General features: G+C 38.0%; 12 protein-coding genes. 6 read left to right on the top strand and 6 right to left on the bottom strand.

The features are described from left to right. Positions 1-70: 70 nt before the first annotated feature. The 3 genes from B2X72_RS21500 to B2X72_RS21490 all read right to left on the bottom strand — a co-directional run bounded on the left by B2X72_RS21500 (position 71) and on the right by B2X72_RS21490 (position 4,145). Positions 71-889, bottom strand: a complete 819-nt coding sequence (locus B2X72_RS21500; RefSeq protein ID WP_046671898.1) for a UDP-2,3-diacylglucosamine diphosphatase — start codon at positions 887-889, stop codon at positions 71-73. A gap of 423 nt (positions 890-1,312) precedes the next feature. Then, positions 1,313-2,176, bottom strand: a complete 864-nt coding sequence (locus B2X72_RS21495) for an N-acetylglucosamine kinase (protein ID WP_046671899.1) — start codon at positions 2,174-2,176, stop codon at positions 1,313-1,315. Between the two features lie 241 nt (positions 2,177-2,417). Further along, positions 2,418-4,145: an MFS transporter gene (locus tag B2X72_RS21490; protein ID WP_286851445.1), complete on the bottom strand. Its 1,728-nt coding sequence runs from the start codon at positions 4,143-4,145 to the stop codon at positions 2,418-2,420. 303 nt (positions 4,146-4,448) lie between these two features. On the opposite strand from B2X72_RS21490, the gene rho reads away from it, so the two are divergent. Beyond that, on the top strand, positions 4,449-5,948 hold the full coding sequence (rho, locus tag B2X72_RS21485; RefSeq protein WP_088163487.1) for a transcription termination factor Rho: 1,500 nt from the start codon (positions 4,449-4,451) through the stop codon (positions 5,946-5,948). A 74-nt stretch (positions 5,949-6,022) separates the two neighbouring features. Beyond that, the gene (pssA, locus tag B2X72_RS21480) at positions 6,023-6,709 is read left to right on the top strand and encodes a CDP-diacylglycerol--serine O-phosphatidyltransferase (protein WP_070570444.1); all 687 of its coding nucleotides are present in this window, start codon (positions 6,023-6,025) and stop codon (positions 6,707-6,709) included. Here the strand turns inward: pssA and B2X72_RS21475 are convergent. Both B2X72_RS21475 and folK read right to left on the bottom strand, forming a co-directional pair. Continuing rightward, on the bottom strand, positions 6,706-7,050 hold the full coding sequence (locus B2X72_RS21475) for an Hpt domain-containing protein (protein WP_145331051.1): 345 nt from the start codon (positions 7,048-7,050) through the stop codon (positions 6,706-6,708). The two genes, pssA and B2X72_RS21475, sit on opposite strands and share 4 nt — an antisense overlap. Continuing rightward, positions 7,031-7,534: a 2-amino-4-hydroxy-6-hydroxymethyldihydropteridine diphosphokinase gene (folK, locus tag B2X72_RS21470; protein ID WP_070570448.1), complete on the bottom strand. Its 504-nt coding sequence runs from the start codon at positions 7,532-7,534 to the stop codon at positions 7,031-7,033. The genes B2X72_RS21475 and folK overlap by 20 nt, the downstream gene beginning before the upstream one ends. 239 nt (positions 7,535-7,773) lie before the next feature. Here folK and sppA point away from each other — a divergent pair, with 239 nt between their 5' ends. From sppA to B2X72_RS21455, 3 genes are all read left to right on the top strand, one after another. Then, a complete protein-coding gene (gene sppA, locus B2X72_RS21465; RefSeq protein WP_070570450.1) occupies positions 7,774-9,540 on the top strand; it encodes a signal peptide peptidase SppA in 1,767 nt (588 codons plus the stop codon). A 216-nt stretch (positions 9,541-9,756) separates the two neighbouring features. Next, the gene (locus tag B2X72_RS21460) at positions 9,757-10,947 is read left to right on the top strand and encodes a phosphoglycerate kinase (protein WP_070570453.1); all 1,191 of its coding nucleotides are present in this window, start codon (positions 9,757-9,759) and stop codon (positions 10,945-10,947) included. A gap of 164 nt (positions 10,948-11,111) precedes the next feature. Then, a complete protein-coding gene (locus B2X72_RS21455; protein WP_286771222.1) occupies positions 11,112-11,981 on the top strand; it encodes an endonuclease/exonuclease/phosphatase family protein in 870 nt (289 codons plus the stop codon). An 11-nt stretch (positions 11,982-11,992) separates the two neighbouring features. Here the strand turns inward: B2X72_RS21455 and B2X72_RS21450 are convergent, their stop codons facing one another. Further along, positions 11,993-14,680, bottom strand: coding sequence for a TolB family protein (locus tag B2X72_RS21450; protein ID WP_286851443.1), 2,688 nt, complete (start codon positions 14,678-14,680; stop codon positions 11,993-11,995). A gap of 807 nt (positions 14,681-15,487) precedes the next feature. Between B2X72_RS21450 and mgtE the strand changes: the two genes are divergently transcribed. Continuing rightward, on the top strand, positions 15,488-16,864 hold the full coding sequence (mgtE, locus tag B2X72_RS21445; protein ID WP_286851442.1) for a magnesium transporter: 1,377 nt from the start codon (positions 15,488-15,490) through the stop codon (positions 16,862-16,864). Positions 16,865-17,132: the final 268 nt, after the last annotated feature.

Genomic DNA, 17,132 nt, shown 5'->3' with positions numbered 1-17,132 from the left:
CTCGGCTTTGTTTTAGTGTTTTCCTGATTATATGCAGATCTCTGTTGTGTTCATTAAGACATGACAATCTTTATGAGATGACAATCTTTTTAAGATCTTCCAGGCTGAAAAGAGGGATATCGATGATTTTATTCTTCAGGATTTGTTCTTTATTTTCTTCAAAATAGAACAGCTTCCATTCCCCATTTTTATATTCTAAACTACTGAGGTTTTCAATCCAATCTCCTGAGTTCATATACGTGCAGGTTCCTTTTCGGGTAATGACTTCTTTGATTTGAGGCTGGTGGATGTGTCCACAGATGACGAAATCGTAATTTTTTTCAATCGCTAGTTCAGTCGCTGTATGTTCAAAATCTGATATATACTTGACGGCCTTTTTAACGGAGTTTTTGATCTTTTTAGAAAGAGAATATTTCTCCTTACCCATTTTATCTAGGCAATAATTAATGATATTATTGAGCTGGATAAGTTTGTCGTAACCCCATCCACCGAGTTTGGCCAACCATTTAGAATGATGAATGGATGCGTCGAAAACGTCTCCATGAAAGATCCACACTTTTTGATTATTGAGTGAAAGAAGGAGTTTATTGCTCAGCTTGATATTACCTAATTTTAGATCGGTAAATTTGCGCAGCATTTCATCGTGGTTGCCCGTGATGTAATGCACTTCTGTGCCCGAAGAGCTCATGTCAATGATTTTTTTGATGACTTTGAGATGTTCTTGCGGAAAATAACTTTTTTTAAATTGCCAAATGTCTACGATGTCTCCATTGAGTATCAGTATTTTGGGAGATACGGACTCTAGGTAAAGTAAAAGCTCTTTAGCTCTACTACCGTAGGTACCTAGGTGTAAATCTGAGATTACAAGTATATCAAGGCTTCTTTTCATTTGCAATAAATTTTTTTATTCATTTATGTCTACAAAGATGTTTCGACCTTTGTTGATTTTGTTGTTTGTCCCGCTGTTGAGGACTATAGTTCACCTTCCACGGCTTTGCCTGAAATGAATCGATCATGAGCGGTCTATTTTACCGTTTTTTGTATTATTGTATGCCACGATTTTTCATTCAATAAATCTGTTATCTTCTTTTACAAAAAAAAGATACTTTTATTTTGTACCGATGAAATTCCTGTTATTAAATCATTAAAATGTCTTGTAAAACGGTATGAATTAGTTTATTGGAAATTAATATTAGCGGGGATTTTCATTGAGGAGAAGACCATAAGGTCAAGAGAGTGGGGGAAGAGCAACAAAAAAAGGTATCCAATTTTATTGAATACCTTTCCTTATGTTAAAGATTATTTTTCTTTTTTATTTGGCTGTTGCTGCCGCTCTATCGATGTGGAATTGTACTAAATCGTCGATAGGAGAACGTAAGATCTTACCTACTTTCATTCCATATTGCTCAGCTTTTTCAGCTAATACATTTCTGAAATTGTAACCAACCGAACCGATACAGTTGAAAGTATAGCTTTGATAGTTAGGGTATTTGCTGACAAGATTTCTGAAAAATGCTTCAAAAGCTTCATCAACAATATTGCGTGTGTATTCGATATTTACATTGTTGTCATAGACAAATTTGCTAAAGCTTGCACAGAAACGATTTGGCATTGGTTTGGTATAAACCGCGTCCATAATTTCGTCCTTTGTCATTTTATACGTGTTATAAAATACTTCTTTAACATCTTTAGGCATCAAATTACGAACATAATCTGCCAGTAATTTTTTACCAATATAACTACCAGAACCTTCATCACCTAAAATGTAAGCACCTGAGTCGATGTTTAATGTGATTTCTTTACCATCGTATAGACAAGAATTTGTTCCTGTTCCTAAGATCGCAGCAAATCCGGCTTGAGTTCCTAATAATGCTCTTGCTGCTGCAAGAAGATCGTGTCCTACTTCAACTTCAGCTGTAGTAAATACTTGTTTTAATGCATCAACTACAATTTGTGCTTTTTCCTTGTTATGAACACCTGCACCATAATAGTTTACTTCTGAGATTTTTTCAAAAGGTAAATCTTGCGGTAGTCCTTTTTTTAGGGAGTTTACAATGTATTCACTATCAACAAAATAAGGGTTGTATCCTTCTGTGTTGAAGTAGATTTTTTTATTCGAATCGTCTAACAAACACCAGTTTGTTTTTGTTGATCCCCCGTCAGCAATGATTATCATTATTGAGTAGTTTTAATTGTGTTTATCGTTATAAAATGAGTAATCAATTCATTAATCAATTCCCCGAAAATACATTTTTTAATTTTAAATATCATAATTTATCCGCGTATTTTTCAAAAAATAAATTTTTGTGCTTTGGTGACTTTATAAAAAAACTGGCTTAACGATGTTGTTAAGCCAGTTTTTGAGCTGTGTAATAAAATTGTTTAAATAGTGTACTATTTACAATTAGTGAGGGGTATTAATGGCCCCCTTCAGCCTCTATTTCGTCAATATTGATTCCCTGTTTGGTTAATATTCCCCTAACAAATATCGCAAAGAAAACAATATAAGAAAACCCAATCAAAGGTAAAATATAGGAGTTATGAATGCCGATGACATCTGCTAATTTTCCTTGAATCGGAGGAAGTACGCCACCACCAAGAATCATCATGACAAGAAATGCCGAACCTTGAGCGGTATATTTACCTAAACCTACAATCGATAAACTGAAAATCGAGGACCACATAATTGAGCATGCAAGTCCTCCCGACAAGAAGGCATAAATTGCTACAGTGCCAGACGATAATAAGCCAATTATCATGGCAATGATTGCAAATAGACCAAAAGTGATTAATGTACGAGCTGGTTTTTCTTTACTGATGTAAAATGCTATAATCTGAAGTATAATACATGCTACATAATAGTATAAGTGAGACATTTCAAATCCTGCAAGTGTATTGACGCCAATAATAATCGAAAACGCGATTAAAGGTACAATAATCAACAATGTCTTTTTCGTGGATTTACTTAAGTTAAATGCAGTAATTGCACCAGCCCAACGTCCGATCATCATACTGCCCCAATACATAGATACATAAGGTGTAATCTCCGATGATTGCAGATTGCCGAATTCTTTCAACGTTAATAATTCACCTAAATTGCTACCAATAGCTACTTCAACACCAACGTATATAAATAGGGCGAGCATACCCAATACTAATTGGGGGTATTTCATTGCACCCCAACCTTCCGGATTTTTTTTAGCACTTTTATTAGAAAATAATAAGCCGCCAATAACTACAACTAAAGCACCGCCAAGCCAAAGCATGCGTTGCATTTCTAGGGGTTGAGAAACTTCTTTAATATGTAATTTGAGTTGATCGATCTGAACCTGATCCGTTAAACTTGATACCTGTTGGTGTAATTGTTCAATATGTAAAGCCAAGTCACTCTTATAACTCAAGAAAACAGGAGCAAACATGCCAAACAACAAGATGGTCATAATGATCAATGTGCGTAATGCCTTATTGGCTTTTTCCATTGGCTCATCACTGATTCCAGCTGGGACCTTTTTGCTAAAGTTGAATAAAGCAGCTGCTAAAAGAAACAATAAACCAACTCCAACATAAAGATATACAACCTTGTTTAATGGAAGATTGGCAATTTCTGAATCTGAAACAGGTTCGAATGTGCCGAATAAAGAGAAACCTATGATCAAGGGGCCTATTGTAGAACCGAATGAGTTAATACCGCCACCTAGGTTGACGCGGGAAGCACCCGTTTTTGGATCACCCAATAAAACGGCAAATGGATTTGCTGCAGTCTGTTGTAATGAAAAACCAAGAGCTACAACGAATAATCCCAACAACATACCAACATACAAGTTTACTTCGACAGCAACAATCATGGCTGCTGCACCCAAGGCCGAGAAAAGTAAACCGTAAACGATACTCTTTTTATATCCCCATTTTCCAACCAGGTCCTTTCCTCCGATTGAACTGAATATAAATAGTAACAATGCACCAATATAATAGGCTGTATAAAAAGCAAAGTCTATTAACTGGGATTGAAACTGGTCTAAATGAAAGTAATTTTTGCAGAACGGTATAAAAACACTGTTCCCTGCCGCAATGAACCCCCAAAAGAAAAACACAATAATCAATGTGTAGAGTGCGGGGTAATTGGTTTTAGTTTGTTGCTGTTCCATATAAGGGATCTAAAAACTTAAATTTTGAAAGGTACGAACTTATGAAAAAAAATATAAAATTCAATCTAAAAATGTTGTTAAATCGTTTTACTAGCTACAATAGTAAATATTTTTTTTGAAATATTTTGAAATAACAAAATTTGTTTTTTTCTTTGTCTAGGTTCTCAATATTTAATCCACTTCGGGTTTAAAAGAAATCATTAAGTTCTTCATCTCACTTAATCATGGAAACTTGTTTAAGTGTGTAATCAGAATTCAGAAAAAAGCTCAAAAAAAAATCCAAAAATCATACACAACACATTAATGGATATTAACGAATTAAACGCTAAACTCGTATCGGAATTGCGCGAGATTGCTAAGTTGATCGGTATCGCAGATGCTGATAAATTGCGTAAACAAGAATTAATCGAAAGAATTAGCAATACCGGTGGGGAAGAGGAAGCAGTTCCAGCGCCAGCTGAAAAAGCAGCTAAAGTAGAGGATGATAATCAGGAACATGCTGAACGTACACGTAAACGTGTGCGGACCGTAAAGACTGCGGAACCTGTCACGGTAAGAAAACGTGAAGTTTCTGAGCATGACGAAACCCCGGTTGCAACCGAAGACGCACCATCAGCAGATAAAGGTCCCCAACCTGAAAAAGCAACACAAACTCCTAAAGCAGAAAACACTTCTTCAAGTACAGATTTCGATAATGTGATCGTTAATGAGGGTGTATTGGAGATCATGCCTGATGGTTATGGCTTCTTACGTTCATCAGATTATAACTATCTGACTTCTCCTGATGATATTTATGTATCACAATCTCAGATCAAATTATTTGGTTTGAAAACGGGAGATACGGTACGTGGTTGTATCCGTCCGCCTAAAGAGGGTGAAAAATACTTCCCTCTGGTACGGGTTGAGGCTATCAATGGACAAAATCCGGCTGAGGTACGCGATCGTGTGCCATTTGATTATTTGACACCATTATTCCCTGATGAGCGTTTAAATTTAGATATGGGTGTTGGAAATTACTCTACACGTATCATGGATTTATTTACGCCTATAGGTAAAGGTCAACGTGGATTAATCGTTGCTCAACCGAAAACGGGTAAAACAAACTTGTTGAAAGAGGTTGCAAATGCTATTGCAAAAAATCACCCAGAAGTTTATTTGATTATCTTATTAATCGATGAGCGCCCTGAGGAGGTTACTGATATGGCGAGAAGTGTACGCGCGGAAGTTGTTTCTTCGACATTTGATGAGCCGGCTGACCGTCACGTTAAAATTGCAAACATCGTGCTTGAGAAAGCTAAACGTATGGTAGAATGTGGACATGACGTCGTTATCTTGTTAGACTCGATTACAAGATTGGCACGTGCCTATAACACAGTGGCGCCTGCGTCAGGTAAAATTTTGTCAGGTGGTGTGGATGCGAATGCTTTACACAAACCAAAACGTTTCTTTGGTGCTGCCCGGAATATTGAAAATGGTGGTTCATTGACGATCTTAGCAACAGCATTGACAGATACAGGTTCTAAAATGGACGAAGTTATCTTTGAGGAATTCAAAGGTACAGGTAATATGGAATTACAGTTGGATCGTAAGTTGGCAAACAAACGAATTTTCCCTGCGATCGATATCACCGCATCGAGTACACGTCGTGATGATCTATTGACTGACAAAGAAACATTACAACGTATTTGGGTACTTCGTAACCACTTATCGGATATGAATTCTACAGAGGCCATGGAATTTTTACAAGGTCAATTGCGTGGAACTAAATCAAATGAAGAATTTTTGATCAGTATGAATGGGTAATCCCATCAAATTTTGATATTTTAGCCATCATTTTTAATCAAATGATGGCTTTTTTTATAAAATAGATCCTGTACATGAAAAAACATATCCCAAATCTGCTGACTTGTCTAAATTTATTTAGTGGCTGTATCGCTGTATTGATGGCATTGCAAGGCAATATTCAAGTTGTCACTATTTGCGTATTTGCTTCCGGGATATTCGATTTTTTTGACGGAATGGTAGCGAGACTACTTCATGTTAAATCGCCAATAGGAAAGGAGCTGGATTCGTTGGCTGATATGGTCAGTTTTGGTTTTTTACCTGGGACAATCATGTTTACCTTGTTGACAAAGGTATTTCCTGATGGTTCTCTGTTACCTTATTTAGGGTTTATCATTACTGTTTTCTCGGCTTTACGTTTAGCAAAGTTCAACCTGGATGAGCGCCAAACTTCGGATTTCATTGGTTTGAATACGCCAATGAATACATTTTATGTGCTTTCTCTACCTTATATCGCAGACAAATACCCACAATTGGTTTTAAATCCGATTGTATTAATCGGTAGTGTTCTTTTAACCAGTTATCTTTTGGTAAGTGAAATTAGGTTGTTTTCGATGAAATTTAGTTCGATGGATTGGAAAACGAATAAATTTCGCTTCATATTTTTGATCCTGACGCTGATCTTGTTTATTGTTGGTCAATTTATGGCTTTACCGATTATTTTAATTTTATATTTCCTATTATCAGCATTGCATTTTAATAAAAAAAACGATCTGGTTTAGATCGTTTTTTCATATTGTTCCAATTCAAATAGAAGCTCTTTCATTTCAATATCGATAACACCAAAAGTGGCCCGAAGGCTGTCAAAAGATGCTTCGTTCTTTGAATTGGTCTCTAATTCCTCAAATTTTTCTTTTAGATGAAAGGCACCGATATAGTCCATAGTCGGCTTGATATGATGTGCAGCATCGCCAATCTTTTGAAGATCTCCCTCATCCACTGCTTCGCGGAGCTTGTCGAAATCGACAGGTGTTTGAATAAGATACATGGATACAAATTGTTTGATTAAGTCTTGGTTGTCAAACATGTTTTGGTTGATCAGTTCAATATCGATATGGTTCATCGTCGCTAATTTTCTTTACAGGTAAGTCGTCTTTGCATTTATTCAATAAATATACGTTATTTTTTTTGTAAACGGGATGGATATAGGCTGGTGCTATTTCCACTAAAGGCTCCAGTGTAAACCTGCGATCAGCAATAAAAGGGTGTGGAATCTGCAACGATGGCAGATCGATAATTTCCTGGTTAAAGTAGAGTATATCAATATCAATGACTCTTTCACCCCATTTTTTTATACGGATACGTCCTAATTCCTGTTCGATGTGTTGTGTCAGGTTTAAGCATGCTAAGGGCTGTAACCGGGATGCCACTAAAACGACCTGATTTAAAAAGGGCGGTTGGTCTTCAACTCCCCAGGCCGCTGTTTCATAGATCGAAGAAGCTTCAATAATTGCTCCAACATGTGTTTCAAGTTGTTTTCTCGCTAGATCAAGCTGTTGAAAACGATCCCCAAGGTTAGTGCCCAATAGTATATAAATCTGATTCATGATGCTAAATTAAGATTTTGTGAAACTTAGTTGTTTGAATTTCGGCTATTTTTTGGATTTAGTGTATTAATGGTCTATGGATATGTAAATTTCTTTCAGGCTATGAGCCTTAATTTCGCGAATAAAATGTGGGGTAGATGAAATAAAAGACTGGGTGAATAAAAAATATTGCATTACCTTTAGTGAAAATAAGTCTTTTCACAGGAAGATCGATTATGGATCGGATTTAATTACAAAATATGAAATCATTTTTTAAGTACGTACTGGCAACAATTACGGGGATTGTGATCTCTTTTGTTGTGTTGTTTATTGTTTTGATGGGGATTATTGGGGCCATCATCAGCTCGGCATCCTCGGATCAGGAGATTGTTGTTAAAAGCAACTCGGTTTTATACCTATCCTTTGATTATGATATTTCAGAGAGAAGCGAAGCGAATCCTTTGGGTAGTCTCAATCTTCCAGGTTATTCCACTAAAAATATTGGTCTAGACGATATTTTGGCGAGGATCAAGTATGCGGCGACGGATGGGAATATTAAAGGGATCTATTTAGATGCTAGTCATATCGGAGTTGGCTTTGCAAGTTTAAAGGAAGTGAGAGACGAACTTTTGGCTTTTAAGAAAACCGGGAAATTTGTTGTTGCTTATAATGCGGGGTATGACCAAAAGGCCTATTATGTAGCGAGCACCGCCGATAAGGTGTACGTTAATCCGCAAGGGACGATTGATTTTAAAGGTTTGGCAAGTTCTACGATGTTCTATAAAGACCTTTTGGACAAGGTTGGGGTGGAGATGCAAATTGTGAAGGTAGGTACATTTAAAAGTGCTGTTGAGCCTTTCTTTTTAAATAAAATGAGTGATCCCAATCGCTTGCAGGTAACATCATATTTGGGAAGTATATACAGTACCTTTATTAATGAAATAGCAGCGAGCAGAAATATTGCTGCCGATTCATTACGGGCTATTGCGAATGACTATCGTGTCCGGGATGCGGACGACGCGGTAAAATATAAGCTTGCAGATGCCAAGTTGTATAAAGACGAACTTTTATCGGATTTGAGAAAACGTTTGAAAATTTCGGAAAAGGATGAGATATCGTTTGTTTCCCTGTTGGATTATAATAAAAAGTTAAAAGATGATGCGAGCGGATCTGAAGTCGCGGTTCTTTATGCTGCCGGAGAAATTGTTGATGGTGAAGGAACAGGACCAGGCCAAATCGGTGGTGATAAATTCTCCCGCGAACTACGAAAATTAAGAGAAGATGATGCTGTTAAAGCTGTTGTTTTGCGTGTGAATTCACCAGGCGGATCTGCTTTAGCGTCCGATATTATTTGGCGGGAGGTTATTTTGACCAAGAAAGTGAAGCCCGTAATTGTGTCGATGGGAGATTTAGCTGCATCAGGTGGGTATTATATCTCGGCGGCAGCAGATTCGATATTTGCTGAACCAACTACAATTACAGGATCTATTGGTGTATTTGGTGTGATTCCTAATTTCCAAAATCTGATGAACAATAAAATTGGAGTGCATTATGATGGTGTAAAGACGGGTAAGTTTGCTGATTTGATGACTTCTTTCGATCGGCCGTTGACAGCAGAAGAAAGGGATATCATCCAGCGGGAAGTGGATAAAGTATATGGTACATTTACTAAAGTTGTTGCAGACGGCCGTAAATTATCCATTGCTGATGTAGATAGTATTGGGCAGGGAAGAGTTTGGACCGGTGCGCAAGGTGTGAATAATAAATTGGTTGACCGTCTCGGAAACTTGGATGCCGCTATTCAGGCTGCCGCAAAAAAGGCCAATCTGAATAAATATAAAGTGTCCCAATATCCGGAGAAAGAAGATCCTTTTACCTCGATATTAAATAATTCAAAAGAAAAAGTCCAAGTTTGGATTGCAAAAGAGCAAATGGGCGAATATTATCGTTATTTTGATGTCGTGAGAAAAGCTACAGCACAGACGGGGGTGCAGGCGAGAATGCCTTATAGCGTTGAGATTCACTAGTAATTGATTCGTAAAGGAAGTCCAATCGTGGTATTGTTGTAGGTGATTATAATTTATAACGATGCCGGTAATTCTTACGTTGCGTGCGGAGAAGTTCGATCCAATGTACGGATTGCCATGAATAAATAATTATTTCTAATGAAAGCAAATGCTTTTTTTTATATTTAGCTGTTCGTTTGACAAAACGATCTAATCCCAAATCAATAAAGTTACAGAATGAAAACAGTAGACGATTTAAATTTTGCAGGTAAAAAAGCCTTGGTACGTGTGGATTTCAACGTGCCTTTGGATGAAAATTTCAATATTACGGATGATAATCGTATCCAGGGAGCGGCTCCAACAATAAAGAAGATCTTGAACGATGGTGGAAGCGTGATATTGATGTCCCATTTAGGAAGGCCAAAAGATGGTCCTACTGATAAGTATTCATTAAAACATATTGTTGCTCATCTTTCACAGGTTTTAGGTACTGATGTTCAGTTTGCCAATGATTGTATCGGTACAGAGGCCGTAGAAAAAGCGGCAGCTTTACAAGCTGGTCAGGTTTTATTGCTAGAAAACCTTCGCTTCTATAAAGAAGAAGAAAAAGGAGATGTTGAATTTGCTGAGAAGTTGTCAAAATTAGGTGATATCTATGTGAACGATGCTTTCGGTACAGCCCACAGAGCTCATGCTTCGACAGCAATTGTTGCGCAATTTTTTCCAGGAGCTAAGTATAGCGGTTACTTGATGGCTGCAGAAGTCGGAAATGCAGAAAAAGTATTAAACAATCCGGTTAGACCATTTACGGCTATCATGGGTGGAGCAAAAGTTTCTGATAAAATTCAGTTAATTGAGGCCTTATTGGATAAAGTTGACAACCTTTTAATTGGTGGAGGTATGGCTTATACGTTCATCAAAGCTAGAGGGGGTGAAATTGGTCAATCATTGGTTGAAATCGATAAACTTGATTTAGCGAATGAGTTGGTGAAAAAAGCGAAGGAAAAAGGTGTAAACTTGGTTATTCCTACGGATGCTCAGATTGCAGATGCATTTTCAAACGATGCCAATGTATATGATGGACCAAATGATCAAATTCCTGCAGATTTGCAAGGTCTGGATATTGGTCAGGAGTCTGCAGCAAATTTCGCAGCGATCATCAAAAATTCTAAAACAGTTCTTTGGAACGGTCCAATGGGTGTTTTTGAATTTGATACCTTTGCAAAGGGTACCAAAGCTGTAGCTGATGCTGTTGTGGAAGCAACGAAGAATGGGGCATTCTCTTTAATAGGAGGTGGTGATTCTGCTGCTGCGGTAAGTAAATTTGGTATGACTGAAGATGTAAGTTACGTCAGTACAGGTGGTGGTGCGCTTTTGGAATACATGGAAGGAAAAGTTCTTCCAGGGGTGAAGGCACTTGAAGATTAATATAAATCAAATCTTTAGAAAGGGACAACATAGGTTGTCCCTTTTTTATTAAAAAAAGATCGATGTTTTGTACGAAACTATGGATGTAATGTCAGATTAAATCAATTATCTGTTAAATGTTTGTGTAGCACTGGTGAGTTTTTATTGTATTTGCTAAATTTATCATGACATGGTTATATATGCAGATATTGATGGATGCTAATAAGAGTAAAGAAAAAGATAGTTCTGGTTTTTTTTCGGTACTGACGTATAATGTAGCGGGGTTGCCCGGGATTATTTCCTCTGCGATTACAGGAAGAAGCAGAAGTATTGCTGAAATTGGAAAGAAGATCAATCCTTTTGACATTGTTAATGTACAGGAGGATTTCAATTATAATAGAAGTCTATATTGGGGCGGTAATTCACATCCATATCGCACAAGAACCAAGGGACGTGTTCCCTTTGGTGATGGTCTCAATACCCTGTCTCATTTTCCGATGACCGATGTTGTCCGTGTGCCCTGGAAAAAACGTACAGGAGCCGATTTTCTGACACCAAAGGGCTTCACCTTAGTTCAGATAGAAATCGTTCCTGAAGTCTGGTTGGATGTTTATAATGTTCATGCAAATGCACAAAATAGCAGGAAAGCTTCAAGTGCACGCCGGGATAATCTCAATCAGCTACGTGATTATATTGGAGAGCATTCGAGTGGTAAGCCACTTATTGTAATGGGTGATTTTAATGCACATTATAGTTTTTGTGATGATAACCTGCATGATTTTATGGATTCCACAACATTGGTTGATAGCTGGGTTGAGCTCGAAAATGGAGGCTTAGTGCCTGAGGTGCGACATGAGTTTAAGCCGCCACATATGTTGTCTATCAGCAATCAGAGCGAATCTATCGATAAGATCCTCTATCGGAGCAGTAGTCACCTCAGTCTTGCTGCCCGGGATTATAAAATAGAGAATAATCTATTCACCAATGTCAAAGGATTGCCCTTATCGGATCATTATGCCTTGGCACTGAATTTTAACTGGGCGATTCATCCTTAAGCAGTTTATCCTTAATAGGTGTAGTTTAAACTGAAAGTTGGAACTACACGTTGTGTTGTCGTGTTATCATTGATATAGGTACCCTTAACGACAAATTCGAAATCTGGAAGTGGGTATCTGAAAGCATTGAAATCAAGCGACAGATAGGCTCCAAAGCTTTTTGGTGAGATCTCCCTGTGTTTGTGTATATTTTGATAATCGGCAAATATTCCTCCTTTTACACGTTTAATATAGGCTAAAGATCCTAATCCGAGGTCGGGATAAGCTATAGGGAAACGATAGTTGACCAACACCGTGTTTTTTATTTTTTCATATTTGTAGTAGCTAAATCCACTCACAAGAGGGATATCGTTGATGTATTGATAAATTCCTGATCCTGTTTGGGCGCTCAATCTAATTTGAAAACCGTTATTGCTCATAAATCCAGGTAGATAGAATACTGTTCTTGCTGATAAAATTTCACCTTTTGCATTGTTTTCAAAAGGCGTATGTCGGTAGGTGACACTAAAATTTTGTCCCCATCTTGGGTAGAGGTCCATATTGGCCATTCGAGCATTTCGATTGAGGTAAAGCTGATAGGTCAAGGGAAATGCAGTCTCATAATTAAAGTTCTTGACGTCTGTGCGGTTAAGGTCATAGCGCCGTAGATAGGCTGTCGCCAGGTTGAATCCAGTGGAGTAGACGTAGTCTCTTTTGTAAAAGGAGAGTGGGATGGAGATCTGTGAAGATATATAATGCTCGCGCCAATCGAAACGGATGCTACTGTCAGGTTTGTTAGGGATGCTTGCTGCTGCAATTTGCCCTCTGTTTTCATAGCGTAGCGAGAATTTTGGAAAGTACTTGTTGTAGGTAAGTTCTGCCGAGTATACTCCTTTTCGAATGTCGGTGTCATATTCATACCCCAGAGCAATTTGTGTGGTGTTTAAGATGTTGTTTGATAACCAGAAGACTCCGGGTTTAAAATTGTCGAAGCTTTCAAAATTGCTGCTACTTAGCGAAAGACTATGAAAATTGAACGTTCTGCCCAGTCCACGATAGGGTACAATTTGGTAGTGCTGACTAGTATCTACGGAGACTGCAGCGATATTTTTTACGCTGTCTCTGGTCAATGCGGTGGCGTAATAATGCGAAAAGTAATCCGTTTCTGGGTCGATATCAAATGCGGTATCGATGGATGTCTGGGCGATCTTGTAGCCGTTGTACTGATAGTCGTTGAAGAATAATTGCCTTGTATCGTTATCGTAAAAAGGGTTGAACGCGCCAAATTGTGCCTTTGTCAAAAGCTGTTTCTTTCCAGATAGGAGGTCGATGCTGTAAATATTATCGATACCGTTGAAGTTAGCTTTTGTGATGATTTTCATACCCGAAAGGTATTGCGGTCTTTCATATTGCTGGTTGTCCCAAGGTGTTAGGTTGGTGATTTTGTCATTTTTCAGATCGATTTCACACAGTGCGGTTCCGGATTCGGATAATCGTATTGCTATTATTTTATCGCCTTTGGGGTTGAAAGCAGGGTGTTGGAGCTGTTCGGAATTGCCTATTTTTATCCGTTTGATGATGCTGTTGTTTTTAAGGCCTATGAGCGTTAGATAGCTGTCGTTGGATAAATCGACCTCGACGCAGGCAATGGTTTCGTCTAATGGGCTTAAAATGGGTGAATAATATCTCGTCTGTTTGCTGAGCTGGCTAATTTTCCCTGTTTTGAGATCCATGACATTGATAACGCTGTATGTTCTTTTGTTGAAACGCGGATCTTTATGGAGCTCGTCCCATACGATGTAATTGCTGTTTACGTCAAAATGTGGTGTTAACTGTATGCCAGTCTTAGCGAGCCTATTTTCTGTTTTTGTTGCCACATCATACGTGTAAATTGCGTTGGTCTTTTGTGGGTTCTGCTTAATGAAATAGATCAGACCGTTCTTGTGTTTTGGTAATAAATTGCTGTTGTAATAGCTGTCGTTTTTCTTGTCTATTTCTTTGTATTTCTGGTATTGATAGTCGCTTGTTTTCTTATTCCATATGGTCTCTAAATTTGCTATTGTTTTATTGTATAAGTAGGCACTATTTCCTCCAATTTTTTTCTTTAAAACACGATTGATATTATAGGGATATAATGGTTTTTTGTTCAGCTCTGAAAAGAGGTCGGCTTCATAATTCGAAGGTAATTCTGATTTTAAAGTGGAGGTCATCAGATAGCCGATTGTATAGTAACTCGGGACTATATCTTTATAGGACCCCAATAAATATTTATTAAAACTATAGCTGTGATTCGATTGAAAGTTCGCTTTGATGGGCATTTCAAAAGCGGGTAATCTTCCTCGCCCTCCCTCCGAATATATGGTTTCTGTAAGGGTTGCATCGCCTTCAAAATACCAGGAAGGAACGGTCAATCCGTAGTAGGCAAGGGCTAATTGTTCAAAAAATGGCGCGCGTAGTATGCCTGTCAATTTGTCAAATTGACTTACGTGTCTTGACTCGTGAAGGATCAAATTGGGTAGCCAGGTCTGGTTGTCGGGTTCTGCGCCTGCGGTGCTGTACAGTTCAGATTTACGTGGAGACAGCTGTACAAAACCATTCGTTTGTAGATTCGTGTTATGGATAATGAATGGAATTTTCCGCGGTGTTATTTTGTAATTTCTAGCAGTTGTACGCAGCGATCGGTTAACCTGGTCAGCTAGGGTAGGGGCCTTGCTCTTCATCTCCTCAGGGAAAATTAGTTGAAAATTCTTGGTTTCAATTTTATACCATTTTTGGCTTAAGGGCGCTTGGCTGTCTTCAAAAAATTGAGCAGAACTTTTTTGTGAATATATTATTAATGATAATAATGATAATATGCTGATAATTATGTTTTTATGTTTCATTAATTTTTGTATATCGAGTGTTTGCTATTTTTTTTAGTTTATTATTCCTATTTATACGAACTTTAACTTCTGTTTAAAATTTATTTATATTTGAATAATAGGCTTTTATGATTTTTATGATTTACTTCTTTTTACTATTTTTTTTCTGTAAAACAACCTGATGATATTGGGCTGTTCTGAAAAAAAAGCACTATATTGAACAGGTTAAAGCATACGACGAATATACTTAAATAATTAGCGATTCTAAGACTGCGCCGAGAAAATTTGTCTGTTTTTTTTTGTGGAAAAATCAGACGACTATGGGGTGTTGCTTTCGGGAGTATGCTGGCGAGTTAGGTGTGGCCTGATTCATTTTATTCGATAAAAAAAATGGATCGGTAATTAGACGATAAATTTCATCGTCTTTCTTTTGTAGAGACCTGTTGAAGTTGTTGGCGAGAACGGTTTCCCTTAATTTTTTGCTAATGACAAAATGTCTTGTTTTTGAATTGAGCTTTGAACGTTACGCCGGGTATTTATCCCAATTACTGCGACAGACTGTAGGTTTTTATTATTTATTTTTTTATGCAGAATTTACTTTAAAAAAGCGATTTTTGTAACATATAAACTTTGTTTAGATGTAGGATTTTTAAATTGATAGGAGATATGGAAGAACTGGAAATGCAGGTGAATCAAATAGAGCAATTGATAGCAGGTGGAGATCTTGTTAGGCTGGAAGAATTTTTGAATGAATTAAATATTTCAGAAGTTGAGGAGCTGATTGATGAGTTGCCCGAACATGGTTCACTATTTATTGAATCGTTAAATTTGAATCGCGCAGTTAACGTTTTTCGTATTCTGGATTTCCCTACTCAAAACAGGATTTTTAAGAAGCTTTCTAAAGCAAAAATTAGCGCACTAATTAACGAGTTACCTCCCGATGATCGGACTTCTTTTTTTTCAGAAATGAAGGACGATATTAAGCATTTAATTTTACTGTTGCCACCCAAAGATCGTGTTGAAGCATTGGCTTTGCTGGGCTATCCGGAAGACAGCGTTGGGCGCCTAATGACACCCGATTATATTACCGTAAAAGAACATTGGAGTATTGAACGGATATTGGGGCATATTAGGCGTTATGGAAGAGATTCGGAAACGATAGATGTATTGTATGTGATTGATGGAAATGGGAAGCTGGTTGATGATATTCGGATTAAAGATGTGCTGATGGCGGAGCCAGATAGAGTCGTTGGAGATTTGATCGATCATCGGCTGATCTCGCTGAATGCTTACGATCCCCAGGAGGAAGCGATCAACATCTTCCGGATGAATAATCGCGTGGCCTTGCCTGTTGTCGACGAACAGGGGGTTATGTTGGGGATTGTGACTGTCGATGATATTCTTTGGGTAGCAAACGAGGAGTACACGGAAGATATGCAACGTATCGGAGGAACGGAGGCGTTGGATGAACCTTATCTGGATGTGTCGATTAAGAACTTGGTGAAGAAGAGAGCTGGATGGCTTATTGTGCTTTTTCTGGGACAACTTTTGACCGCTACGGTTATTGAGCATTTCGAGGAGCAAATGGCAAGTGCGATTATGTTGTTTGCACTGATGCCTGTTATTATATCCAGTGGTGGGAATAGCGGTTCGCAAGCCTCAACATTAATTATTCAAGCGATGGCCCTGGGGGAAGTTACCTTGGGTGACTGGTGGCGTGTGATGCGAAGAGAGATTCTGTCGGGTTTACTGCTGGGACTTATTTTGGGGGCTTTGGGCTTTATAAGGATTATGGCATGGCAATCTTTTGCGCATAGCTATGGTCAGTATTGGGTGTTGGTTGCATTAGTTATCTCTTTGTCCTTGGTTGGTGTGGTCCTTTGGGGGTCGTTGATGGGGTCTATGTTGCCTTTTGTGATGAAACGACTTGGGGCCGACCCTGCGAGTTCTTCAGCGCCTTTTGTGTCGACATTAGTCGATGTAACAGGTTTGCTGATTTATTTTAGTGTAGCGACGCTTATTTTGAAAGGTGTGCTACTATAATCGTACTGAATTTACAATATTGCCCATTGATCAGCTAATAGCCATTGAAGGTAAAAGAAGGATAATGTTGGTTTAAGTGCTGAAAAGGGGATTTTGTGGAGCAGTATGAAAAATAAAAATAAATTATTCTAATTGGAATTTAGGAAGTTGTAAAAAATGTGCTCAAAAAATTTGTAGTATTCTAATAATCTTCCGATACTTGCATCACGGAAACGCGATAGGGTCTCCGGAAAAATTGAAAAAACACTCCTGAATAGCTCAGCAGGTT

This window comes from Sphingobacterium sp. UBA7253, assembly GCF_002472745.1.
GTDB classification, from domain to species: domain Bacteria; phylum Bacteroidota; class Bacteroidia; order Sphingobacteriales; family Sphingobacteriaceae; genus Sphingobacterium; species Sphingobacterium siyangense.
This window is presented reverse-complemented; position numbering and strand designations above follow the sequence as displayed.